Below are 24,893 nucleotides of genomic sequence, written 5' to 3'. Positions count from 1 at the left end.
GTTTAACTGATATGGAAATTAAATCAATACATAAAGCCAGCTACCACTGCGGTGCAGTAGAACTTGAACTGACATTGCCGAATGGATTAAAGACCCTCGTCGTTGCTCTTGTTCTATGTGCCGCAAAAGAGGCGCGATTGCGTCGTCGGTATTATTAGAGAATTTGCGTATAGTGAAAGGCGAAGACAACCTTTCGCTGTACCAATTTAATACCATGGCAGCTAAACATTATTTTTGTAAAACCTGTGGCATTTATACCCATCATCAATGTCGTTCAAATCCTCATCAATTTACGATCAATGTTGCTTGTTTGTAAGGTGTGAACCCTTATGAACTTGAACCCGTTAAAATTTACAATGGCACACATCACCTGAAGGACACCATCAAGTTATAACAAAGTGGTGATAACAAGCCCATAGAACCTGATTACATTCATTATGGGTTTTAAAATTATCTAGATCGGTGAACTTAATTGGAATAAATCACGTATAAGTAGTTAATTCAATCAATAGAAGTAGTACTCAAATGCGAATAATTATTTTAGCCATAATCTTGCCACTGTTAGCAGCATGCAGCACAACCTATCCAAACCAATCGGTTCAAGGTCAAACATTCCCATCTATTACCGGACAAACTCTGGAAAAAAATGAGTTAAACATTCCTGCTGATTTTAACCAAGAAACAGTGTTGTTATTAATAGGCTACAAGCAGAATTCACAGTTTGATATTGACCGTTGGTTAATTGGTTTAGACATGACAAATACCTTGGTGGATGTATACGAACTGCCCACCATTCAAGGTCTGTTCCCAAGGATGTTCAGCACAGTGATTGATAATGGAATGCGTAAAGGCATCCCAAAAGAATTATGGAAAGGTGTGGTAACGGTTTATAAAGATGGCGACAAAGTACAAGAATTTACTGGTAATGAAAATGGTAACAACGCCAGAGTGGTATTGCTTAACAAAGGTGGTGCGGTTTTGTATTTCTATGATGAAGGCTTTTCGGTGAGTGCGTTGAATAACTTGAGAGAAGTATTAGACAACGCTATGTAAGCTCAGAAAATTGTATTCCAGGTACCATTGAATTTCGGACATTGAATGTTGTACCTATGTTTTAGATTGTAAGATTGATCTTGCTAGGCTTTTTGAAAAGGCTCAGAATCAAATTTAACCTAATTCACTTATCTTGATAACGAGCCAATAATGTTAAAACGACTTCATCACTGGTTAGAAAATAAACGCATTAAAAAAATGGCGTTTACAGAGGATGAATGGGAGTCTGCCATTGCCGATTGGCCTGTAATGGAACGTTATCAAGGTGCTGAGCGTGATGCATTGCGGAATATGGCTTTTCGTTTTCTGGCTCGTAAAAATTTTGTTTCTGGTGGCGGTTTTCAATTTACCAATGAGATGTGTCTTAAAATTGCCACTATGGCCTGCGTACCTATTTTGAACCTTGGTTTAGATTGGTATAACGGTTGGTTCACTATTGTTGTTTACGAAGGCGACTTTGTTTCTAATAACGCTTATCGTAGTGATGATGGTGTGGTTCATACTGGAAGACAAGCATTGAGCGGTGAAGCTTGGCTAAAAGGCCCTGTGATTTTGTCGTGGGAAACTGTTTGTGAAACGGGCGCGCATGCTCGGCATTCCAAAGCCAGTAATGTCGTAATTCATGAATTAGCACACAAGCTTGATATGTTACGGGATGGTGCCAATGGTGCGCCGCCAATGCACCCTGATATGCTACCAGGTGAGTGGCACGATATCTTTAGCGCCGCATGGGATAGATTGCAGCGTGACTCACATCAGCATCGTCGATTGCCTCTTGATGAGTACGCATTAACCAATCCGGCTGAATTCTTTGCGGTGTGCAGTGAGACGTTTTTTGAAGACCCTGAAAAAATGAAAGAGCACATGCCAGAAGTATATCGGCTGTTGTGTCAGTTCTATCGTCAGCGTCCTGCTGTTTAAGTTAGCTTAATGCTTTGTAGTCGTTTAAACCGCCAGCAATGTACTTGGCGTTAACGTACCCCATATTTTTCAACGAAGCGGCTGACAATGCGCCACGATTATTAGCATTGCAGTAGCACAATATTTCCGTATTCAAATCTGGAATTTTGCCTTCAACAATCATTTCCAATTTACCGCGACTGATGTTCATTGACCCTACAATGTGTCCTTTCGCGTGTTCTTCCGAATCTCGAATATCCAAAGCAACAGCACCTCGTGACATTCTGTCATCAACTGTATCAGGTGCTATACCTTCTACTTGAGCCTGGGCTGAATCGGCCATAGCTTGAAACTTACTTGTATATTGCATGATGTCTCCAATAATTTAATCTAGGTAAAACTAATTTAGTTATTTCTAATGTAGTAAAGTGAAACGGATAAATCAAGACGTACATTGGTTAGTAGATACATACGACTACATGTATTGCTAGTAAGCGTTATATAAAATTAGAACTGAGCTACCTTATTCTAAGGTGAGGTGCGATTGATACTGGCAGCATGTCCTTGTGGCCATGGGTCGCTGTAGTTTGGATTTGTTAGAAATTCCTTGTCAGTGAGGCTTTCAAGAAAAGCGATCAAGTCGCTAATTTCTTGTTCATTGACTTCAAATCCAATAATCATACCGTCTTGCATTGGATGTCCTTCGCGACCTCCCTTTGCATAATGTTGAATGACACTACGAAGGTCTTTAATGGAACCGTCGTGCATGTAGGGTGCTGTAACAGCGACATTACGCAATGAAGGAGTACGAAATCGCCCTGCATCTTCAGCTAGATCTGTGAATTCAATTAGGCCAGAAGCCGTTGCTGAGTAATTACGGTACAGGCCTGTGTTATGAAAACCAGTCTCACTCCATGGGCTAATAGATGTTTTAAAATTGTCACTGAACATAACGCCTTGATGGCAGTGATAGCATTCGAACTTATGATCAAAGAAAAGTTGCTCACCTTGTTTGGCGGCGGGAGATATTGCTTCTGGTTGACGACCATATTTGAATCGATCATAGGGACTATTGAACGACATAAGGCTTCGTTGAAAAGCACCAAGTGCTCGGGTTATGGTAAATAGCTCTGGTTTTGGACGCTCTGGAAAAGCTGCTTTGAAGGCCTTTTGGTAATAAGGATCGTTTGCTAAACGTCTAAAAATTTCATTTTCTTTTCCTGCGGATCCCATTTCTTCTGGGTCTTCACCAAATAAAGGAACCAGCGATTGGAACTCTAATGAAGTGAGATGAGGGTTCGCCCAAGTGAGTACTGGCAAATAAGCTACATTCATAAGTGGTTGAGGGTTTTTATGGGTGAGGATACCCTTAATGCCAACGCCAAATGAACGACCATCAGTGAAAGCTCGGCCTTGTTCATGACAAGATGAACAGGCAATAGTTTGATCTGCGGACAAGCGAGCGTCATAAAATAGATGGCGACCAAGGTCGACCTTTTCCACACTCATCGGGTTGTCTTCGGGGACTTGAGGCTTTGGCATCCAATCCGGCAACGGCCATTTGTAGTCAGCCGCTAAGGCGGTGTTAGTCCCAATTAAAATGAGGCCTAACACAACTAGAAAGTGGAAGCGCATCTATTTATCTACTTTAAATAATTGCTGTTCACCCGCAGGTATCTTCATGTAATTTAAGCCAAGCTTTTTCATAACGGTTAAGCAATCTGGATCGTTCGGGAAAGACATGCAGCCGGGTGATGTTTTTGGTGCATTAGTACTTAAATCCGCTTCAGCTACTACAGGTGCTGGATCAATTATAATAGTGTCTTTTTTCGGCTCAAAATTATCAAAAGAAATATTCATGCGGTTTGAATTTGCACAGCTTGTCGGAGCGTCTGTTTTGGATGAAGATTTACACATGGTTGAGCCAAGGTGTAGAAACCAGCCTTTCGGCCCACCTTTACTTTTATTCGTTGGTACAAAATCGATTCTTGCAAACTTATAACCACCACGCCAATTCCAAAACATGGAAGTCAGGTTAAGTGGAGAAGGTGACACTGTTGGGTCTGCGTGGTTTTGCTCAAATGGTACACCGACATCAAAACTAACTCCTGTGTAATTACCATCAGGAACGCTACCATTTATTTGAGTGTTAGTTTGTGGCGTGCCATTTCTACAGTTACCAGTTCGGTTCTCAAAGTCTAAAAGGGCAACGGAGCCATTTTGCCAAATGTTTTCATTTAATGTCACAGGGACTTGTTTGCCATCAGTAGTTGTCATATGAATATTGGATAGATACATACGAAAATCGCGAACAATGACGCTTGTTTTTGTGCTGCCAAGGTTATGATAGGTGTCGCTACAACTGAAAGGTTGGCTTGCTATTTCAGCAGCAAAATTAAGGGTTACTTCTTGATCTGCAAAAGCAGAACTCGCTGCGAATGCAGCCATTAGGATAAGTTTTTTCATAGTCTTAATCTTTTAGTTTTTATTAATAAATAATGTTGAATTTATTAATTTTATATCGGTACTGTCTTGAGCTTCAATGATCTGGCGCAATTTTGTAAAATATATTTAAGAAAAGTGAAAAGAATAATTATTTCTTCTTCATCGTAAGCAGCGATTTTTGCTCATCAAAATACGCCAGCATGCGATGTTCCAGATAATAGATAGGTTTGAATAGCCCCCCATCACAAACCCCACGTGACCGCCGTATTGGTGTATTTCCATCTCTATGTTTGCTGAAACGTTATCGAATTTACCATGGCTTTGTTTGGGTAAAACCAAAGGCGTCATGAATGGATCATCAAGTGCGTGGATGATCAGCGTGTTGGTTTTTATGCGAGGCAAATATTGTCTTGCGCTGTTTTTCGTATAGTAATCTTGTGCGCCATCGAAACCGTTTATTTTTGATGTGTAGATATCATCAAACTCTCGAATTGTACGGATGTTTTCAATCTGTTCAGACGTTTTATCCAGCAAGGCTTCCATATCGTGTTGCTGGTATTTTCGCAGCAAGGTTGCTTTTAACGAACGTAATAAATGGGACTCATAAGGACGCGAACTACCGTGACTAATGGCATCAGCACTAATGTCTAATTGCATCGGCGTACTAATCGCAATCGCAGCGTTAAGAGGCGACTGATGCCCGTATTCTCCCAGCAGCTTCAACAACATATTAGCTCCGAGTGAATAACCCACCGCGAACAAAGGTGCATCAGGAAAAGCTTGTTTAACCTGCTCAATCCAAGCCTTTGCATCGCCTGTTTCACCACTATGATAGGTTTGTGGTGAACGATTATCACGACCAGAACAGCCCCGAAAATGCATTAACACACAGGCGTAACCACCTTGCGTTAATGTCTGCATCGCGCCTTGAATATACGGTGATTGATGTGACCCTTCCAAACCATGAAACAACACAACGATCGGCGTTGAACTGCCTTCGTCTGGTTTATTTAACCAATAACAATCAACAAAATCGCCATCGTCTAATTCAAATACCTCGCAAGTCGTCGCCAACTTTAAAGGCTTACGGAAAAACGTCGCGTAAACAGTCTGTAGGTGTTTGTTTTTCAAAAGGAAAGGTGGGTTGAACTGAACCAAAAGATGCTCCGGTTGGTGGTAGTAATGTTAAAGTGTATTTTGGCTTTATGTTTATTTGTTAATAGATTGCTTTGATAACTTTTGAATCAAGTATTTGGATAATGCTGTATTTGACTTAGATACCTTGAGATATCTACTGCCCCATTATTTTTAGAGCAATATAAGGGAAGATTATAAACACTAAAGATAGGGTTTTATAATTTGCTAAATATTTAAAGTAGATCACTGGTAATTCGTTTTTAGGGATATCAAACATTTTACTATGTATCGCAACAATGATTGATTTAGCTGAAGCTAGGACGATTGTAGCAAAAAGAAGAAACCCTATATTTAGAATTGAAACCCATCCAAGTAGTTCAGTTAATTGAGTAAGAGAGATCATTTTTTAATTTCCTTTGATTTGAGCTTTTAATTTATCTGTAAGGGGGGCATTTTATGTTCCTTGTTCAATTCCTGATTAAAATATAACCATAGACAGAGGGCTTATCAATCTTTGTCTTTTATGAAGGTTAAGGTCAAGATACTTTTTTGGTGATGAAGTTAATTGCTGTTTTTAAATATAGATGGGGATTATATGAGTGAACGGCTTATGTGAACGTCAGGAATAAAGCTTTATTCCTACCTAAAAAAGGAGAGAGGGTGAAAAAAGGGTTCGATCTTATTTATTCAGAAGATTAGAAAAAGCAAATCCCACAGTTCGATAATATCACTTAATCTTGCTTAGGAATTCGCTTTACTCTAAACTTTTATTGGTCTGTTAGTGGTGAATGCCACTGCCACCAGCAACGGTAATGTTATATGGCGTGCCGCCAACATTAACCGTGCCGACTTCTGAAAAATCCTTTGTACTGATACGGCGAATTAAACCGGCATTTGGATCAGTCATCACGATTTCATTGCCTGCCATGGCTAGTCTTGGGCGTGGATCATTCCAGTGACCATCCATACTGTATGGTTCGGTGACACGTACACTGGCTTCGATTTTACCTGTGAGTAAATTTACTCGGTGGAGTTGTCCATTCTCAGTTAAAACATATCCATTTTGAATTTTCACTGGATCAAGAAGGAAATCCACTTTACGGAATGGCAACGCTACAAGTCGCATGTGAGGTGCTTCAGCTGGGTCGATGATGGCTAGATTGTTTGAACCATAGCTGGCAAGGAAGACTTGAAAAGATTTTGCACCATGAAAAGTGCCTGCCATTTCTCCTTTAGGGAAATCGGAAGGGTAGGGCAACATTTTATATTGAGTGCCATTATTATCTTTTTTAGCGGTTAAAACGCCTTCTTTACAACCAACAACTAAGTAAGAACCCGAGAATGCTTCCCCATGCAGTCCAGTGCAAGTTTGTAGGCTTTCAATAGATGTACCTTTTGTATTCACTTCTTGTAATCCAATGCGAGGCGGAGCCTTTCCTTCTTCTGCTTCATCTGCAGCAATACTGGATAACCAACCTTTCCCCCAAGGCACGACAACTCCGTGATGTGCATAATTTTGTAGGACGCGACTTTCTTCAATGTGACCTTCGCTTAGTTCATCGCCGTCTAAAATAGCGGCATAACCACCTTTATCAAAGTTTATAGACACAATGTCATCGTGTTCAATGACATGGAATGGTCGTGGGCCTTGCAGGGTTTTCTTAATCGCTTTAGGGGGTTCGATCTCAATGTCGTTGTGTTCTCCATGATTATGAAAATGAATTCCTGATTGGATGAAATTAACTTGATTATCGTCTGATTGAACTGCAACGACGACACTGTTATTAGCGACAGAATAAAGTTTGCTTTGGCCTGCAGTGCCAAACGTCCAGCGTTTTTGAGGGGAACTCAAATCGAATGCAGTGACTCGTGCTGCATCATGATCACCAACAAATACACGATAAGTTGTCACATTATCATCATTGTTATTCTCATCGTGGTGATGGCTTGCGCATGCCGTAATTGCAAGGCTCATTGTCAAAAGGCTAGCCCTGCCAAGTAATTTGATCATTCGGTCTTCTCCATTGAAAGTATCGTATTTTGCTAAGGTTTTATTGTAGAGAATTGAAATAAGATTCAATCTCGATAGATATGTTATAATATAACTTTATGGTCTTGCAATGAAATAATATGTTTCTTTCTGGCGTATTGGAAAACCGCTTTTTTATCTAGTTATTGGGTCTTGTAGATTAGATGAGCGAGGCTTTCTATTATTCATGTAGGTCGTCCTTTTTTATATACGGTTTTGCAAAGAATCGTCGTGCTAACGTTAAGTCAGATGAACTAAAAGTATTGAAAATAATGGCGAAAGAATTATTAAGCTATAGTAACGAAGAAATCAAATCTGCCCTGCATCAAGGTTCATTGATTGAGGTAAAGAATGATGAATAAATCTATTTTAGAAGTTGTGCATGAAACCGCTAAAGATCTGCATAAATCAGGAATAATGAAAGGCACTACGTTGAGAGAGTTTGATGCACTCTGCTTGCCTGAAGTAAAAGAATTAACAGCTGAACAAATAAAACAGATCCGAACGAAAAACCTTGCCAGCCAAGGTGTATTTTCGGCTTATCTTAATACGAGTAAATCGACGGTTCAAAAATGGGAGCAAGGTCTAAAAAAACCAAATGGCCCATCGATGAAATTACTCAACTTAGTCGAAGATAAAGGCTTACAAGTATTTTTTTTTAGAAAAAAACGAATGCGGAATAGAGCTCACCTTGCTTCAAATACAATTCTATCCAAACTGAACTGTAGGTCAGATGAGCGAAGCGTGATCTGACATGATAGATATAGACTTAGAATCACGCTAGAAAACGATGTTGTCGTAAGGTGGGATCAAAGGTGAATGTGCAAGTTTTACCTAACTGCCTGCATAAGTTGACCGACACGGCGTCGTTTTTGTGGTTCAAAGCTTCGCTTACCACTATTCCGGCAACTTATATAGGGCGTTGCACTTCGCTTTACACCCCAATTGATCTCTCCACATCTACAAATTTCTAGCATTTTTCCTCACCTTTTCACCACTCCAAAAGCCGCCTTTATCTGCGGTTTTTTTGTGTTTGTAAATCGTATAAAAAATAAGCTGACAAGGCTTTTGTTTATCTGTAAAGTTGCGCTCCTTTTGTGGTCTTCTGACTATTTTGATTTTCTGTTTTTCGAGATTTAACTGCTATGACTTTCAGTGTTTGGTTAACCATTGCGCCGCTTTTAATGTTGCTATCTTTAGGGCCGGGTCCTAATAATTTTACGGCGATGCATAATGGTATTCAGGTCGGTGCAAGGAAAGCGTTAATTGCTGTTATTGGCCGTAATGTGGCGTTTAGTATTTTGATGTTGGTGTCTGCCTTGGGTTTGGGGGCGATTATTGTTTCTTCTGCATTTTGGTTCAGTGTGGTTAAGTGGTGTGGTGTAGCGTATTTGTTTTATGTCGGCATCAAAACATGGCGCAGTGCAGCGGTGGTTCTGGAAGAGCATGAAAGTGAAGAAGGAACGAAAGTAAAACGAGGTAATTTTGCTCGTATGCGTCAGGAATTTTTAGTGGCGATTGGCAACCCCAAAGCCGTGTTGTTGTTTACGGCGATTTTCCCTCAGATGCTGGATCTTAGTCAGCCTGTTTCTATGCAGTTTTTCTGGATGGGATTAACTTTTTGTATTACGGAATTTATTGCAGCTTATGTTTATGCGATGAGTGGTAAGCAAATTCGCCGTTTGATTCGTAGCCCGAAAGGCATGCGTAATTTGAATCGTAGTATGGGCAGTGTATTTGTCATGGCTAGTGGTTTCTTGGCAACGGCAACTCGGGCTTAATTGAATTTCATTCAGCGTTTATAAGGAACTAATAAAAAAGGGTGGCTAAAAAGCTACCCTTTTTTGTGAACAATAAAAGCTTAGCTTCTTTTAGCTGTGTTCTTTCAGAAACTCTTCGCTTAGGTAAAGCTCTTCATTGCTGTTTACTTTTACGTCACGGTCTAGAATTGTTTGTGCGATTTTCTTCGCTTCTTCTAGAGAGTGCATTTCGTATGTACCGCACTGGTATTCGTTAAGCTCTGGAATGTCTTCTTTCGCTTTTACTTTTAAAACATCTTCCATTGCTGCTTTCCAAGAAGCTGCTACTGTCTCTTCGTTTGGTGTTCCGACCAAGCTCATGTAAAAGCCTGTACGACAACCCATTGGAGATATATCGATAATTTCTACACTGTCACTGTTTAGGTGGTTACGCATGAAACCTGCGAATAAATGCTCTAGCGTATGGATACCACGTTCAGAAAGAATCTCTTCATTTGGTACGCAAAAACGTAAATCAAAAACGGTGATGTCGTCACCTTTTGGTGTCGCCATGGATTTTGCTACACGTACTGCTGGAGCATCCATGCGTGTGTGGTCTACGCGAAAACTGTCTAATAAAGGCATAAAAAATCTCCTACTTGTACATTCTAAATAATATAGTGTTTATTTGTGTCATCAAACTTGCAGTGCTTTAAAGGTTTTAATGACGCACCATAACAATGGAGGCTATTGTACATGAAGTTTTGAATCTTTGATGGGAGTTTTTGGCGCTCTTATGAATTCATAAAAAAGTGCCAAGCAAAACATAATTGCAGCAAATAGCATGCTTTGACCTATGAAGAACACCATAAAACCACAGCTAATTAATGCAATTAGAGTCAGGACTTGAGCAATGCGATTTACCAATTTAATAGCCGCTATGCAGGTCAATGTGTAAATCAACAAAAAGCTTCCGTTGGTCATCTCAATAAACCATGACATTTTCCAACCAGACAGTTCAGAAAATAGAATCGAAAAAAGCGTAATACACCCGACTAGTAAGACGGCTTTTTCTGGAGCACCATTTTTATTAAGGCTTGCAAACGTGGTTGGTAAAGCGCCTTTTTGGGCCATGGATTGAATCATTCGGGAAAACCCTAAGATGTAAATTCCTACATTAGCAAAGGCGATAATGTAAGCGCCAACGGCGAAAATTCGGCTGCTGGTTTCTCCCATTAATTTGCTAACGAGCAAAGCCAATGATTGGCTATTGGTGACTTCGTCGCCATAGGTATGATGCCATGCGATAAGAAGAACCAGACTTAGGTAAGCCAAAATAACAAGCGTCATGCCGCCCAATAAAGCGATGGGAAAGTCTCGTGCTGGGTTTTTAAACTCTGCACCCATATGCGCCATCACTTCTATGCCGAGGAAACACCAAAATATAACGCCAGTCGCATAAAGAGCCTGTTGCCAATGTTCTGGTGCTGTTGGTGTTTCAATTACCTGTAGGCTGGATTGAATGTCGCCAATAAAGCACAACCATACAATGGCGATGATCATGCTGATTACAACACCTGTTTGGAAACGTGCAGAAGTTTGCATTCCAACAATGGAAAACGCCAGCATACCAATCAATGTTACTAGGCTAAAAACTAGAATCCATTGATCTGATGTTTTAAACACAATGGTGAGGTAGGCCGCTGCGACTTTAATAGCAACCGCTGGACCGACTAACAATATGCTGAGGAATAACCAGCCAACGGCTTTTTCATAACGAGGGCCAAAGGCGCGTCCAATATAATGGGAAGCGCCGCCAGCAGAAGGATATTTAGAGCCGAGTAGAGCAAAGATGAAAGCAATCGGAATTACCATTATGGCGGTAATTAACCAAGCGTAAAAAGCAAAAGACCCTGCTTCTGCCACAGACATGGCTGGTAAGATCATTAAGCCAGTACCAATGAAAGTGGTGACTGTCATGGCGATACCTTGTAGCGGGCCGAGGGTTCTTTGATATTGAGACATGGGTTTGCCTTTGTGTCATTGTGCTAATAGTGGAATTAAGCTGTGGCGTTCAATAATTGAATTCAACAGCTGTTTTTTATTGTTGCTAAGGATAAAATAGCGGCTTATATAAAGCGCTATACAAGCTGTCTCTATTCGCGCGCATATTGTCGGAATTTCCGTCATTTTGAATCAAGGGTAATCATGCAGATTGCCAGTCATAATTATTCAAACAACAAAGAGAGGAATCGAGTGGCAGATCATTACGATCAAAAAATATTAGCCTTGCTCGTGGAAGATGCGCGGCTTTCTGTTTCAGATATTAGCCGCCAAGTAAACTTGTCTCGTTCGGCGGTAACTGAGCGTATTAAACGTATGGAAGATAATCGCACTATTACTGGCTATCATGCCCACACTTCGGTTTCAAAAGAAGACGGTGTGACAGCGTATTTGGCGTTAACTTTTCGACCTTTATCTTGTGACCTTGTTCAGCCTTTTATTGATGCGATTCCTGAAGTGAAGTTAGCGCACTCTATTAGCGGTGATTTGGATTTAATACTTTTGGTGCAAGCTCATTCTATGGCCCGCTTAAATGCGATTCGAAGTGAAATGGATGGTTGGCCAAATCTTGATAAGGTTGTGACGCATATGTGTTTGGCGAATCGATTAGATAGATGGTAATGGATTAGACATGAAGTAGTTAATTACTGAATGTGCATAAAAAAACGGGCTTCTTAAATTGAAATTGAGGAGCCCGTTTTTTGTTAACTTTGATAAAAAAAATATGGTGTTAAGGCATCATACCTAGGGCAGTTAGGCCTGTGTTTTCAGGTAAGCCAAGCATGATGTTCATGTTTTGGATCGCTTGTCCTGAAGCGCCTTTTACTAGGTTATCAATGACTGACAAGATAACGACCTTGTCTCCACCTTGAGGACGGTAAACGGCGATACGACAGAAGTTTGCTCCTTTCGTACTGCGAGTTTCTGGCAAGCTACCTGCTGGCATAACATCAACGAAGAATTCACCATTGTAACGTTCTTCAAATAATGCCTGAAGATCAACTGATGTATCTGTTAATGTTGCGTACATAGTGGAATGTATACCACGAATCATAGGTACCAAATGCGGTACAAAAGTTAAGCCGACAGGTGCCTTGCTTACTGCTTGCAAGCCTTGTTTGATCTCTGGAAGGTGGCGATGTCCAGAAACTCCGTAAGCTTTAAAGCTTTCGCTTGCTTCACATAATAGTGAGCCTATGTTTGCACCTCGACCTGCACCACTTACGCCTGATTTTGCATCGACGATAAGATGTGCAGGATCAATGATTCCAGCTTCTAATAATGGAATAAGTCCAAGTTGTGTTGCTGTAGGGTAGCAGCCTGGGTTGGCAACAAGTTGAGCGCCTTTGATAGCTTCGCGGTTTATTTCAGGTAAACCGTATACGGCTTTTGCTACGTAATCTGGTGTTCGGTGATCCATGCCGTACCATTTAGCCCATTCAACTGTGTCTTTTATTCGGAAATCTGCTCCCAAATCGACGACTTTCACACCGCGGTCAATGAGTTCTGGAACTTGGTCCATTGCAACACCATGAGGCGTGGCAAAAAATACTAAATCGCATTTTGCTAATTCATCTAGGCTTGGATTTGTAAATCGTAGATCATAATGACCACGTAAGCTTGGGTAGATATCGGAGATCAGTTTGCCTTCTTCACTTCGAGATGTGATTGCAATCACTTCAACTTGTGAATGGTTTGCGAGAAGTCTTAATAACTCGGCTCCGGTGTAACCCGTGCTACCAACGATACCTATTTTATACACTGTTGCTTCCTATTTTTTATGTCGATATTGGGACGATTGCGCATTTGTTATATAACTGATTGAATAGTGCACGAAATTTGCTCGAGTTGAAAGTGAGGTAAGGGTCTGAAAGGGTTAAATTTAAAGGAAAAATGGTCTCTTAAGGCAAGGTCGTATGACGACTTGTCAATATTGGCGGTTTTAGGTGCTTTGTGTGGTTTGTTCTGTGGGCTTGTAATGGCGTTGTTTTATGCCGTTATCTATTTGCCCGCACGATATTTCATTGGTGTAGACGTTGATTCTTTTGAGACGTTGCCTGTTGAATGGCGTGTTGGCTTATCGGTTTCAGCTTGTGTGTTGTTGGCGTTGATTTTTACAGGCTTGCCAAAACAACTACATAAAGTAGGTGTACCTTATGTGGTTGAGAGGTTGAATTACTACAATGGTAATTTACCTATTTGGAATGCGGTTGTGCAGTTTTTTACTGCGGCAATTGGTTTGGTCGGTGGTCTTTCTATCGGTAAAGAAGGGCCTGCCGTTCATTTGGGGGCAACGCTTGGTGGTTATTTGGCTGGAAAGGCCAAGTTACCTCAATATGGTGTTGAAACCTTATTGGCTTGTGGTGTTGCTGGTTCGATTTCTGCGATTTTTCAAACACCATTGGCGGGCGTTTTATTCGCCTTTGAAGTCATTTTTCTTGAATATCGTCAACGTTATGTTTTACCTGTTTTGTTGTCTTCAGTGATTGCGACTCTTGTCAGTCATTATTTTATTGGTCCTTTACATATTTTTAGCATCGACAGTATTTCGTCTGTGGTACTTTCGTTAGATATGTTTCTTGCCTGCTTTGCCCTAGTTGTGTTTATTGTTTTGTTGTCTGCGCTTTTCCTTCATACACAAAAAATATTATGGCGTTTTAGTGGAGTTTCTATTTGGGTGCGGTTTTCTGTGATTGCTGGGGTAACCGCTTTAGTTGCGATTTATTTACCTGAAGCACTTGGTAGTGGTTATGGCCCTTTGACTGATTTATTATCAGGTGAGTTTGTTGTTTATTCTCTTTTTTTACTGGTGATAGTAAAAACCTTATTAACCGCTTTTACTGTTGGCTTAGGGGTTCCAGGAGGAATGATAGGACCAACTTTCATTATAGGTGGTTTAATTGGTGCACAAGTCGCTCAGATGTTTGAAAGCGAATTTATTTATGTTGCTTTATTTGCTTTGCTAGGAATGGCTGCGATGATGGCGGCTTGTTTTCAGGCGCCTTTAACTGCCTTGGTCGCGATTGTCGAAATGACGAATTCGTCGGAGGCTATTGTTCCTGCTTTATTCGTTATTGTTTTATCTTGCTTACTAACAAGAGTCTTTTTTCATCAAGAGTCAGTATTTGTTGAGAGGCTGAGTTATATAGGTATGGCATCTTCGATAAATCCACTCCAACGTTATCTTCGTCAGCATACAGTGAAACCTGTTGCCGAACCTGTATTGGTACTTTCTGCACAGCTTCCTCTTGAGCGAGTAAATGATTTAGCCCTAAGTGTGGTAGACTACACTGTATTTAAACAGGCTGAAAAGTGGCATTTAGTTCGCCGCACACTTTTGTTGGAAACCTTGCAAACATTAGATTTTGGACCTCAGCCTTGGCTTGTTGTTGATGATGAAGTTGTGTTGATGGATTTGACGAAAGCGGTTGAATCAATACCTATTCCATTGATAGATGAACCTGCCTCATTGGAAACTATTTTGAGTTGGTTTCAAACAACAGGATTGTCTGAGGTATTAGTGGCGTTACCTGACTGTTCTTTTTGTCTTGTTTCTCGACATCGTCTGGATCAGTTTTTATTGGAAGAGGATTAGGTGAGTTTAGTCACTAATTTGACGTTGTTATTTTTAAGTACACTACATTATTTGTTATAGGATTTTAGGAACATGAGTCGATCTGAAGATTTATATGCACGAGCACAACACCGTATTCCTGGAGGTGTGAATTCTCCAGTACGAGCTTTTAACGGTGTAGGTGGTACGCCTGTTTTTTTCCAAAAGGGAGAGGGCGCTTATGTTTATGATGAAGATAAAAACCGTTACATCGATTATGTTGGATCTTGGGGGCCAATGATTTTGGGCCATTCTCATTCAGATGTTTTGGATGCAGTAAGGCAGCAGCTTGATTTCGGTTTGAGTTTTGGTGCGCCAACAGAAATTGAAATTACCATGGCTGAAAAAGTATGCGAACTAGTGCCTTCTATGGACATGGTTCGTATGGTGAACTCTGGAACAGAAGCAACAATGAGCGCGATTCGCCTTGCTCGTGGCTATACTGGACGTGATAAAATCGTCAAGTTTGAGGGTTGTTATCACGGGCACTCTGACTCTTTATTGGTTAAAGCCGGTTCTGGTGCTCTAACCTTGGGTGTACCGAACTCTCCTGGTGTCCCTGCTGATTTGGCGAAGCACACAATTACATTGCAATATAATGATATTGAAGAGGTAAAGCGTTGCTTTGCGGAAATCGGTGATCAAGTAGCTTGTATTATTGTTGAACCAGTTGCTGGCAATATGAACTGTATTCTGCCTGTGGATGGATTCCTTCAAGCACTTCGTGATGTGTGTGATGAATCTGGTGCGGTTCTGATTTTTGACGAAGTAATGACGGGATTTCGTGTCGCACTTGGTGGTGCTCAGGAGCATTTTGGTATTGTTCCGGATCTGACGACACTTGGTAAGGTTATTGGTGCCGGAATGCCAGTGGGTGCATTTGGTGGCAAACGCGAAATTATGGAATGTATTTCACCGCTTGGCCCGGTTTATCAAGCAGGTACTTTATCTGGTAACCCAGTTGCTATGGTGGCTGGCTTGGCTGTTCTGAATAAAATTAGTGAGCAAGATTTCCATAAAACATTAGGTGAAAAATCTGCTCGTCTTGTTGCTGGCTTGAAGCAGGCGGCAGATGATTGTGGTGTACCATTTTGTGTTGTTAGTGTTGGTGGGATGTTTGGTTTCTTTTTTTCTGATGCTGAAGTTGTCAGTAGTTTTGCAGAAGTTCAGCGTTGTAACCTAGAACGATTTAAAACTTTTTTTCATCATATGTTGGAAGAAGGCGTATACCTTGCGCCCGCAGCATTTGAAGCTGGTTTTATTTCCCAGGCGCATACAGATGATGATATCGATTTTACAATAGAAGCTGCTAAGCGTTCTTTCGCTAAGCTCGTATAAACAATTTGTGATAATGGAAAGGTCTACAGAATGTCTATAGATGATATTAAAAAAGCACCCGTTGATGAAATTGAAGACATTGACGTTGGCGATGAAAAAAACAGCCAAGGAAAGGGGTTTATTTATTACCAAACTTGTTCACGACAGCTGCACTTTTTTCAGGCTTCTATTCGATCATTGCAGCCATGGATGGAAATTTCTCACACGCCGCAGTGGCTGTGTTTATTTCTATGGTGTTTGATGGTTTAGATGGTCGGGTTGCTCGTATGACGCACACCCAAAGTGCATTTGGTGCAGAATATGATTCTTTGGCAGATATGGTGTCATTTGGTATTGCACCAGCATTAATTGTTTTCACATGGTCATTAGCACCTCTTGGTAAAATTGGCTGGATTGCAGCTTTCATTTATGCGGTTGGGGCAGCGCTTCGTTTGGCTCGTTTTAATACTATGCTGGGTGTTGAGGAAAAGCGTTATTTTACTGGGTTACCTAGTCCTGCTGCTGCGGCAATTGTTGCTGGTGTTATTTGGGCTGCGAATGAAAAGGGGGTTTCCGGTGAAAGTGTTGCTATGTTAATGGCGTTACTTGTACCTATTGCTGGTTTGCTGATGGTGAGTAATGTTAAATACCGTAGTTTTAAAGACCTTAATCTAAAAGGTCGAGTACCTTTTGTTGTGCTTCTAATTGCAGTTCTTATTTTTGTACTGGTAGCCCTAGAGCCATCGCTCGTATTGATGATTGTATTTTGCCTTTATGGTTTATGGGGACCTTTGGGGATTATCTTCAAAAAGCTGCGCTAAAGTGGAAAACTAAATGTTTTCTATATTTAGCTTTCGCTTTTGAAATTAAAGACGCTTTTGAACTAGTTGTATGAATCCTTGTCAATAACCCTAATTATAGAGAGGATGCATTATGCTTATTCGTAATAAAAAAGCGTCTGACTGCTTAGAGTCAGAAGTCACCGACCAATCCGTTTATTTGAATCGTCGTCAGTTTATGAAAGTGGGCGGCGGTGTCGCTTTGGGTGTTGGTGGGATTGGTCATGTTGCTGCATTGCAAGAAGGTAATTCTTTAATCCCACCTGCATCTCTTGCCAATTCCTTTCAAAATATTATCGAAACGTCATATGGTTCTGGAGAGAAGGTTGCACCTTTTGATGTGGCTACATCTTACAATAATTTCTATGAGTTCGGTTACGGCAAAAATGATCCCAAAGACAAATCGGTTGAATTTAAAACCACTCCTTGGACTATTACGGTAGAGGGTGAGGCTGAGAAAACTGGTGTTTTTGATCTTGATGACATTATAAAAGAGTCCATGCTAGAAGAACGTATCTATCGACTTCGTTGTGTTGAGGCTTGGTCTATGGTTATTCCTTGGGTTGGTGTTTCTTTGGGTGATGTTTTGAAGCGCTTTAAGCCAACATCAAAAGCTAAGTACGTTTACTTTGAAACTCTGTACGATCCTAAGCAAATGCCTGCACAACGTGGCGGCAGTTTTGATTGGCCTTACCGTGAAGGTTTACGTATTGATGAAGCAATGAATCCTTTGGCGATGTTTGCCGTGGGTATGTATGGAAGTGTGTTACCTAATCAGAATGGTGCACCTGTTCGATTGGTTATTCCTTGGAAGTATGGTTTTAAAAGTATTAAATCAATTGTCAAAATTCGTTTTGTTGAAACTATGCCTGAAACGACGTGGAGTTTGCTTGCTCCTAGTGAATATGGTTTCTATGCCAATGTAAATCCCAGAGTTGATCATCCTCGCTGGACTCAAAAACAAGAGAGACGATTGCCTAGCGGTGTCTTGTTTCCTAATGTCATTGATACAAAAATGTTTAATGGTTATGAGGAAGAAGTGGCTTCTTTGTATACAGGTATGGATCTGAAAAGGTTTTATTAGTATGGCTGTATTCTGGGACAGGAAAGAAAAGCCGTATGTAATGCTTTTCTTTCTGATGCCTTTGGTTTGGATGATAGTTTCACTTTTTTTAGGACGCTACTTTCCAGACCCAGGTGAATCTCTGATGAGCTTGAGCGGTATTTGGGCAAGCGTTTTTATTATTGCTGTTTTATCTATGACACCTTTCGTTAAATATACTTCTTTTAAGGTGCTTTCTCGTTATCGACGTTTTGTTGGTTTAGCTGCATTTTTCTATGCACTATTCCATCTAATAACGTATTTGATTTTGTTTGCTGGATTGAATTTATCTTGGATAGTTTCTGATTTACTTGATAAACCTTATATCTATGCAGGTGTTGTTGCTTTGTTAGTTCTTAGTGTTCTTGCTGCGACTAGTACTAAAGCTATGATGAAGCGGTTGGGGAAGAAATGGAAACCTACTCATAAGTTTATTTATTTTGCTGCTATTTGTGTTTTAGCTCATCTTTGGTGGCAGGTTAAAAGTGATGTGACAGTTGCCCTATGGATTTCGGTGTTTATTGCGCCGCTTTTGTTTCTCAGATTCGATCAAACTTATATTTATAAAAAGTATTTTAAGAAAACCTAAAAAAGTACTTGCGCTGAAAAACCTAGGCTGTATTATACGCCTCCACTGACACGGACAAGACTTCAATACAACGAAGACGAAGTTCAACTTTTTAGGAAGTAAGCAAGTCAGTACGCTCTTTAAAATAGATAATCAGATAATTTGTGTGGGCGCTCGCTAGAGACTTCAGAAGACCATCGCATTGCTACTTGTAGCGTGTAGTTGGTCAAAAAAATTGAAGACTTACGAGAGTCTGCATGCAATTCGCTTTATGTTGGTTTGCTGTTCTTAATTGGACGGTGGATTAATTAAGTTATTTGTTAGTGTAATAGATTTGAGTGAGCATGTTCTTTAACTGAAGAGTTTGATCATGGCTCAGATTGAACGCTGGCGGCAGGCTTAACACATGCAAGTCGAGCGGTAACAGGGGAGCTTGCTCCTGCTGACGAGCGGCGGACGGGTGAGTAACGCGTAGGAATCTGCCTAGTAGAGGGGGACAACATGTGGAAACGCATGCTAATACCGCATACGCCCTGAGGGGGAAAGGAGGGGATCACTTGTGACCTTCCGCTATTAGATGAGCCTGCGTGAGATTAGCTAGTTGGTAGGGTAAAGGCCTACCAAGGCGACGATCTCTAACTGGTCTGAGAGGATGACCAGTCACACTGGGACTGAGACACGGCCCAGACTCCTACGGGAGGCAGCAGTGGGGAATATTGGACAATGGGCGCAAGCCTGATCCAGCCATGCCGCGTGTGTGAAGAAGGCCTTAGGGTTGTAAAGCACTTTCAGGGGTGAGGAAGGGTACGTTGCTAATACCAGCGTACTTTGACGTTAGCCCCAGAAGAAGCACCGGCTAACTCTGTGCCAGCAGCCGCGGTAATACAGAGGGTGCAAGCGTTAATCGGAATTACTGGGCGTAAAGCGCGCGTAGGTGGTTTGTTAAGTCTGATGTGAAATCCCAGGGCTCAACCTTGGAATGGCATCGGATACTGGCAGGCTAGAGTACGGTAGAGGGGTGTGGAATTTCCTGTGTAGCGGTGAAATGCGTAGATATAGGAAGGAACATCAGTGGCGAAGGCGACACCCTGGACTGATACTGACACTGAGGTGCGAAAGCGTGGGGAGCAAACAGGATTAGATACCCTGGTAGTCCACGCCGTAAACGATGTCTACTAGCCGTTGGGTTGTAATGACTTAGTGGCGCAGCTAACGCAATAAGTAGACCGCCTGGGGAGTACGGCCGCAAGGTTAAAACTCAAATGAATTGACGGGGGCCCGCACAAGCGGTGGAGCATGTGGTTTAATTCGAAGCAACGCGAAGAACCTTACCTACTCTTGACATCCACAGAACTTGGAAGAGATTCCTTGGTGCCTTCGGGAACTGTGAGACAGGTGCTGCATGGCTGTCGTCAGCTCGTGTTGTGAAATGTTGGGTTAAGTCCCGTAACGAGCGCAACCCTTATCCTTATTTGCCAGCACTTCGGGTGGGAACTTTAAGGAGACTGCCGGTGACAAACCGGAGGAAGGTGGGGACGACGTCAAGTCATCATGGCCCTTACGAGTAGGGCTACACACGTGCTACAATGGCGTATACAAAGGGCTGCAAGCTAGCGATAGTGAGCGAATCCCATAAAGTACGTCGTAGTCCGGATTGGAGTCTGCAACTCGACTCCATGAAGTCGGAATCGCTAGTAATCGTGGATCAGAATGCCACGGTGAATACGTTCCCGGGCCTTGTACACACCGCCCGTCACACCATGGGAGTTGATTGCTCCAGAAGTAGCTAGCTTAACCCTTCGGGGATGGCGGTTACCACGGAGTGGTCAATGACTGGGGTGAAGTCGTAACAAGGTAGCCCTAGGGGAACCTGGGGCTGGATCACCTCCTTAAACGATAGAAGCTCTGGTGAGCGTTCACACAAATTATCTGATGGTACAAGTTGGCGAGAGCTGATGACGTACAATATCTACTTTATAAGAAGCACAGAAAGTATTTGGGTCTGTAGCTCAGTTGGTTAGAGCGCACCCCTGATAAGGGTGAGGTCGGCCGTTCAAATCGGCCCAGACCCACCAATTCTTCAAGAATTGATTTTGGTTCAAAGCTGAAATGACGTTGGTTAGAGAATAACCCCATTCCTTAATAAAGAGTGGTGAGGTTGATGTCTTTCCGTTCAAATCGGCCCAGACCCACCAAATACAACTAAGTGAAAGATATGGGGCTATAGCTCAGCTGGGAGAGCGCCTGCTTTGCACGCAGGAGGTCTGCGGTTCGATCCCGCATAGCTCCACCATTTCTCCTTAGTATTTCTGTGTAAAAGATTAGCTAGAGTTCTAAGCAAGACGCTAAAAAGAAACCAATTAAGAAAGTTATTTCTTAATGTGTTTCTGATTTTTAGTCTCTGACTTAGTGCTTTGCACTAAACTTGCTCTTTAACAATTCGAATTTTGAAATAACGATAAATCAAGTGTTAAACCGGTGGAAGCTCACTTTAACCTAGTGACTTCTATTATCGTAAATCCTAAGAGGTACAAAAGCTCTTAGGTATGTGATCTGAATGTGAAACTCTTCGGAGTGGAAACTATTTTGGGTTATATGGTCAAGTGACCAAGCGTGCACGGTGGATGCCTTGGCAGTCAGAGGCGATGAAGGACGTGGTAATCTGCGAAAAGGTTCGGGGAGTCGATAAACAGGCTTTGATCCGAACATGTCCGAATGGGGAAACCCACCCGCTTGCGGGTATCGTATGGTGAATACATAGCCATACGAGGCGAACGAGGGGAACTGAAACATCTAAGTACCCTTAGGAAAAGAAATCAACCGAGATTCCCTAAGTAGCGGCGAGCGAAAGGGGATTAGCCCTTAAGTGGTTTAGGTGTTAGTAGAAGGCTCTGGAAAGGGCCGCCGTAGAGGGTGATAGCCCCGTATACGAAAACACCTTTATCATGAAAACGAGTAGGACGGGACACGTGATATCCTGTCTGAATATGGGGGGACCATCCTCCAAGGCTAAATACTCCTGACTGACCGATAGTGAACCAGTACCGTGAGGGAAAGGCGAAAAGAACCCCTGTGAGGGGAGTGAAATAGATCCTGAAACCGTGTACGTACAAGCAGTGGGAGCGGACTTGTTCCGTGACTGCGTACCTTTTGTATAATGGGTCAACGACTTATTTTCAGTAGCAAGGTTAAGCGAGTAGTGGAGCCGTAGGGAAACCGAGTCTTAATAGGGCGTTTAGTTGCTGGGAATAGACCCGAAACCGGGCGATCTATCCATGAGCAGGTTGAAGGTTGGGTAACACTAACTGGAGGACCGAACCCACGTACGTTGAAAAGTCCGGGGATGACTTGTGGATAGGAGTGAAAGGCTAATCAAGCTCGGAGATAGCTGGTTCTCCTCGAAAGCTATTTAGGTAGCGCCTCGTATCTCACCATTGGGGGTAGAGCACTGTTTGGGCTAGGGGGTCATCCCGACTTACCAACCCCATGCAAACTCCGAATACCAATGAGTGCAATTACGGGAGACACACGGCGGGTGCTAACGTCCGTCGTGGAAAGGGAAACAACCCAGACCGTCAGCTAAGGTCCCAAAGTTACAGTTAAGTGGGAAACGATGTGGGAAGGCTTAGACAGCTAGGAGGTTGGCTTAGAAGCAGCCATCCTTTAAAGAAAGCGTAATAGCTCACTAGTCGAGTCGGCCTGCGCGGAAGATATAACGGGGCTCAAACTGTACACCGAAGCTACGGATGCTTAGTTTACTAGGCATGGTAGAGGAGCGTTCTGTAAGCCGTTGAAGGTCAAGCTGTAAGGCAGGCTGGAGGTATCAGAAGTGCGAATGTTGACATGAGTAACGATAAGGGGAGTGAAAAACTCCCCCGCCGGAAGACCAAGGTTTCCTGTCCCATGTTAATCAGGGCAGGGTGAGTCGGCCCCTAAGGCGAGGCAGAAATGCGTAGTCGATGGGAAACAGGTTAATATTCCTGTACTCGTACATATTGCGATGGAGAGACGGAGAAGGCTAGGCCAGCACAGCGATGGTTGTCTGTGTTTAAGGCGGTAGGTTAGGTGCTTAGGCAAATCCGGGCACCTCCCTTTATTGGGGAGACCGAGAACTGACGACGAGCCCTCTTTTGGGTGAAGTGGTTGATGCCATGCTTCCAGGAAAAACTTCTAAGCTTCAGATATGTTCGAACCGTACCCCAAACCGACACAGGTGGTCAGGTAGAGAATACCAAGGCGCTTGAGAGAACTCGGGTGAAGGAACTAGGCAAAATGGTACCGTAACTTCGGGAGAAGGTACGCCGGCCGGTGTGAAGGACTTGCTCCGTAAGCACTAGTCGGTCGAAGATACCAGGTGGCTGCGACTGTTTATTAAAAACACAGCACTCTGCAAACACGAAAGTGGACGTATAGGGTGTGACGCCTGCCCGGTGCTTGAAGGTTAATTGATGGGGTTAGCGTAAGCGAAGCTCTTGATCGAAGCCCAAGTAAACGGCGGCCGTAACTATAACGGTCCTAAGGTAGCGAAATTCCTTGTCGGGTAAGTTCCGACCTGCACGAATGGCGTAACGATGGCCACACTGTCTCCACCCGAGACTCAGTGAAATTGAAATCGCAGTGAAGATGCTGTGTATCCGCGGCTAGACGGAAAGACCCCGTGAACCTTTACTATAGCTTCACAGTGAACTTTGAACCTATTTGTGTAGGATAGGTGGGAGGCTTTGAAGATAGGACGCCAGTTCTATTGGAGCCAATCTTGAAATACCACCCTGGTATGTTTGAGGTTCTAACTCAGGTCCATTATCTGGATCGAGGACACTGTGTGGTGGGTAGTTTGACTGGGGCGGTCTCCTCCCAAAGAGTAACGGAGGAGCACGAAGGTGTGCTCAGCATGGTCGGAAATCATGCATAGAGTGTAAAGGCAAAAGCACGCTTAACTGCGAGACAGACACGTCGAGCAGGTACGAAAGTAGGTCTTAGTGATCCGGTGGTTCTGTATGGAAGGGCCATCGCTCAACGGATAAAAGGTACTCCGGGGATAACAGGCTGATACCGCCCAAGAGTTCACATCGACGGCGGTGTTTGGCACCTCGATGTCGGCTCATCACATCCTGGGGCTGAAGCCGGTCCCAAGGGTATGGCTGTTCGCCATTTAAAGTGGTACGCGAGCTGGGTTTAGAACGTCGTGAGACAGTTCGGTCCCTATCTGCCGTGGACGTTTGAGATTTGAGAGGAGCTGCTCCTAGTACGAGAGGACCGGAGTGGACGAACCTCTGGTGTTCCGGTTGTCACGCCAGTGGCATTGCCGGGTAGCTACGTTCGGACGGGATAACCGCTGAAAGCATCTAAGCGGGAAGCCTCCCTCAAGATAAGATCTCACTGGGACATAAGTCCCCTAAAGAGCCGTTCGAGACTAGGACGTTGATAGGTTGGGTGTGTAAGTGCTGTGAGGCATTGAGCTAACCAATACTAATTGCTCGTGAGGCTTGACCATATAACACCAAAGTGGTTTTGGATGAGAAAGAAAAATCTCATCACAAAGAGACACATATTACGATAAAGCATCAGCAATGATGAGCATCGGTTTAATACTTGATTGACGTTATTTCAAAACGAATTGTTAAAGATCCAAGCATGTCTTCGCGTGTTTTGGTAAGGCCAACGAAAGAAAGCCACCAGAACGAACGCAACCGAATTGCTTGACGATCATAGAGACGTTGAACCACCTGATCCCATCCCGAACTCAGAAGTGAAAAGCGTCATCGCCGATGGTAGTGTGGGAGATCCCATGTGAGAGTAGGTCGTCGTCAAGCTTATAATACTAAGAGCCCCACATAGCCAACGCTGTGTGGGGTTTTTTATTGCAGATAAGCATGTGAGAACACTAAGTCGTCAAGCTTATAATACTAAGAGCCCCACATAGCCAACGCTGTGTGGGGTTTTTTATTGCAGCTAAGCATGTGAGAGCAGTAAGTCGTCAAGCTTATAATACTAAGAGCCCCACATAGCCAACGCTGTGTGGGGTTTTTTATTGCAGATAAGCATGTGAGAACACTAAGTCGTCAAGCTTATAAATAAGAGAAGCTC

At 42.7% G+C, this 24,893-nt stretch carries 21 protein-coding genes, 2 tRNA genes, 3 rRNA genes and 1 pseudogene; 18 read left to right on the top strand and 9 right to left on the bottom strand.

Going from position 1 to position 24,893, the window contains the following annotated elements; translation table 11 throughout:
- The first annotated feature begins 11 nt into the window (after window positions 1-11).
- From AC0L3Y_RS00135 to AC0L3Y_RS00120, 4 genes are all read left to right on the top strand, one after another.
- Window positions 12-158 (top strand): hypothetical protein, encoded by a 147-nt coding sequence (locus AC0L3Y_RS00135; protein WP_473470651.1) that lies wholly within the window; start codon window positions 12-14, stop codon window positions 156-158.
- Window positions 116-316, top strand: coding sequence for a GFA family protein (locus AC0L3Y_RS00130; protein WP_473467248.1), 201 nt, complete (start codon window positions 116-118; stop codon window positions 314-316). The genes AC0L3Y_RS00135 and AC0L3Y_RS00130 overlap by 43 nt, the downstream gene beginning before the upstream one ends.
- Before the next feature lie 209 nt (window positions 317-525).
- Window positions 526-1,053 carry a hypothetical protein gene (locus tag AC0L3Y_RS00125; protein WP_473467244.1) on the top strand — a complete coding sequence of 176 codons (528 nt, stop codon included), beginning with the start codon at window positions 526-528 and terminating at the stop codon, window positions 1,051-1,053.
- Window positions 1,054-1,203: 150 nt separating this feature from the next.
- Window positions 1,204-1,974: a M90 family metallopeptidase gene (locus tag AC0L3Y_RS00120; protein WP_473467240.1), complete on the top strand. Its 771-nt coding sequence runs from the start codon at window positions 1,204-1,206 to the stop codon at window positions 1,972-1,974.
- Between the two features lies 1 nt (window position 1,975).
- On the opposite strand, the gene AC0L3Y_RS00115 is transcribed toward AC0L3Y_RS00120, so the two are convergent.
- The 6 genes from AC0L3Y_RS00115 to AC0L3Y_RS00090 all read right to left on the bottom strand — a co-directional run bounded on the left by AC0L3Y_RS00115 (window position 1,976) and on the right by AC0L3Y_RS00090 (window position 7,546).
- Window positions 1,976-2,323 (bottom strand): rhodanese-like domain-containing protein, encoded by a 348-nt coding sequence (locus tag AC0L3Y_RS00115; RefSeq protein ID WP_473467238.1) that lies wholly within the window; start codon window positions 2,321-2,323, stop codon window positions 1,976-1,978.
- A 158-nt stretch (window positions 2,324-2,481) separates the two neighbouring features.
- The gene (locus tag AC0L3Y_RS00110; RefSeq protein ID WP_473467236.1) at window positions 2,482-3,588 is read right to left on the bottom strand and encodes an MbnH family di-heme enzyme; all 1,107 of its coding nucleotides are present in this window, start codon (window positions 3,586-3,588) and stop codon (window positions 2,482-2,484) included.
- The gene (locus AC0L3Y_RS00105) at window positions 3,589-4,419 is read right to left on the bottom strand and encodes an MbnP family copper-binding protein (RefSeq protein ID WP_473467235.1); all 831 of its coding nucleotides are present in this window, start codon (window positions 4,417-4,419) and stop codon (window positions 3,589-3,591) included.
- Between the two features lie 138 nt (window positions 4,420-4,557).
- Complete coding sequence (locus AC0L3Y_RS00100; protein WP_473467233.1) at window positions 4,558-5,556, bottom strand: hydrolase; 999 nt, start codon at window positions 5,554-5,556, stop codon at window positions 4,558-4,560.
- Window positions 5,557-5,689: 133 nt separating this feature from the next.
- Window positions 5,690-5,938, bottom strand: coding sequence for a DUF6868 family protein (locus tag AC0L3Y_RS00095; protein WP_473467230.1), 249 nt, complete (start codon window positions 5,936-5,938; stop codon window positions 5,690-5,692).
- A gap of 375 nt (window positions 5,939-6,313) precedes the next feature.
- Complete coding sequence (locus AC0L3Y_RS00090; RefSeq protein WP_473467228.1) at window positions 6,314-7,546, bottom strand: hypothetical protein; 1,233 nt, start codon at window positions 7,544-7,546, stop codon at window positions 6,314-6,316.
- A 182-nt stretch (window positions 7,547-7,728) separates the two neighbouring features.
- Between AC0L3Y_RS00090 and AC0L3Y_RS00085 the strand changes: the two genes are divergently transcribed.
- The 3 genes from AC0L3Y_RS00085 (at window position 7,729) to AC0L3Y_RS00075 (ending at window position 9,345) form a co-directional block, all read left to right on the top strand.
- Complete coding sequence (locus tag AC0L3Y_RS00085; RefSeq protein ID WP_473467226.1) at window positions 7,729-7,926, top strand: type II toxin-antitoxin system RelE/ParE family toxin; 198 nt, start codon at window positions 7,729-7,731, stop codon at window positions 7,924-7,926.
- Window positions 7,916-8,317: a helix-turn-helix domain-containing protein gene (locus tag AC0L3Y_RS00080; RefSeq protein ID WP_473467224.1), complete on the top strand. Its 402-nt coding sequence runs from the start codon at window positions 7,916-7,918 to the stop codon at window positions 8,315-8,317. Before AC0L3Y_RS00085 ends, AC0L3Y_RS00080 begins: the two co-directional genes overlap by 11 nt.
- Before the next feature lie 392 nt (window positions 8,318-8,709).
- Window positions 8,710-9,345: a LysE family translocator gene (locus AC0L3Y_RS00075; protein WP_473467223.1), complete on the top strand. Its 636-nt coding sequence runs from the start codon at window positions 8,710-8,712 to the stop codon at window positions 9,343-9,345.
- Between the two features lie 90 nt (window positions 9,346-9,435).
- On the opposite strand, the gene luxS is transcribed toward AC0L3Y_RS00075, so the two are convergent.
- Window positions 9,436-9,948, bottom strand: a complete 513-nt coding sequence (gene luxS, locus AC0L3Y_RS00070) for an S-ribosylhomocysteine lyase (protein WP_473467219.1) — start codon at window positions 9,946-9,948, stop codon at window positions 9,436-9,438.
- A 102-nt stretch (window positions 9,949-10,050) separates the two neighbouring features.
- Window positions 10,051-11,328, bottom strand: coding sequence for an L-methionine/branched-chain amino acid transporter (yjeH, locus tag AC0L3Y_RS00065; RefSeq protein WP_473467218.1), 1,278 nt, complete (start codon window positions 11,326-11,328; stop codon window positions 10,051-10,053).
- A 183-nt stretch (window positions 11,329-11,511) separates the two neighbouring features.
- Between yjeH and AC0L3Y_RS00060 the strand changes: the two genes are divergently transcribed.
- Window positions 11,512-11,988 (top strand): Lrp/AsnC family transcriptional regulator, encoded by a 477-nt coding sequence (locus AC0L3Y_RS00060; protein WP_473467216.1) that lies wholly within the window; start codon window positions 11,512-11,514, stop codon window positions 11,986-11,988.
- Window positions 11,989-12,097: 109 nt separating this feature from the next.
- Here the strand turns inward: AC0L3Y_RS00060 and argC are convergent, their stop codons facing one another.
- Window positions 12,098-13,129 (bottom strand): N-acetyl-gamma-glutamyl-phosphate reductase, encoded by a 1,032-nt coding sequence (argC, locus tag AC0L3Y_RS00055; RefSeq protein WP_473467214.1) that lies wholly within the window; start codon window positions 13,127-13,129, stop codon window positions 12,098-12,100.
- Between the two features lie 216 nt (window positions 13,130-13,345).
- Here argC and AC0L3Y_RS00050 point away from each other — a divergent pair, with 216 nt between their 5' ends.
- From AC0L3Y_RS00050 to rrf, 10 genes and pseudogenes are all read left to right on the top strand, one after another.
- Window positions 13,346-14,962, top strand: coding sequence for a chloride channel protein (locus AC0L3Y_RS00050; protein WP_473467211.1), 1,617 nt, complete (start codon window positions 13,346-13,348; stop codon window positions 14,960-14,962).
- A gap of 72 nt (window positions 14,963-15,034) precedes the next feature.
- Complete coding sequence (hemL, locus tag AC0L3Y_RS00045; RefSeq protein ID WP_473467209.1) at window positions 15,035-16,318, top strand: glutamate-1-semialdehyde 2,1-aminomutase; 1,284 nt, start codon at window positions 15,035-15,037, stop codon at window positions 16,316-16,318.
- A 30-nt stretch (window positions 16,319-16,348) separates the two neighbouring features.
- A pseudogene (pssA, locus tag AC0L3Y_RS00040) lies at window positions 16,349-17,118 on the top strand (CDP-diacylglycerol--serine O-phosphatidyltransferase).
- Between the two features lie 112 nt (window positions 17,119-17,230).
- A complete protein-coding gene (gene msrP, locus AC0L3Y_RS00035; protein ID WP_473467207.1) occupies window positions 17,231-18,220 on the top strand; it encodes a protein-methionine-sulfoxide reductase catalytic subunit MsrP in 990 nt (329 codons plus the stop codon).
- Window position 18,221: 1 nt separating this feature from the next.
- Entirely contained in the window at window positions 18,222-18,827 is a 606-nt protein-coding gene (locus AC0L3Y_RS00030) for a protein-methionine-sulfoxide reductase heme-binding subunit MsrQ (protein ID WP_473467205.1), read from the top strand.
- Between the two features lie 331 nt (window positions 18,828-19,158).
- A 16S ribosomal RNA gene (locus tag AC0L3Y_RS00025) occupies window positions 19,159-20,698 on the top strand.
- A gap of 106 nt (window positions 20,699-20,804) precedes the next feature.
- Window positions 20,805-20,881 (top strand) — tRNA-Ile (locus AC0L3Y_RS00020).
- 142 nt (window positions 20,882-21,023) lie between these two features.
- Window positions 21,024-21,099: transfer RNA gene (locus AC0L3Y_RS00015), tRNA-Ala, on the top strand.
- Between the two features lie 304 nt (window positions 21,100-21,403).
- Window positions 21,404-24,300 (top strand): 23S ribosomal RNA (locus AC0L3Y_RS00010).
- Between the two features lie 204 nt (window positions 24,301-24,504).
- A 5S ribosomal RNA gene (gene rrf, locus AC0L3Y_RS00005) occupies window positions 24,505-24,619 on the top strand.
- The 16S, 23S and 5S rRNA genes sit together here with 2 tRNA genes alongside, the layout of an rRNA operon.
- Window positions 24,620-24,893 lie beyond the last annotated feature (274 nt).

Source organism: Marinomonas sp. GJ51-14 (assembly GCF_055808695.1).
Note: the sequence above shows the minus strand (reverse complement) of the source record. Positions and strands in the feature narration are given on the sequence as shown.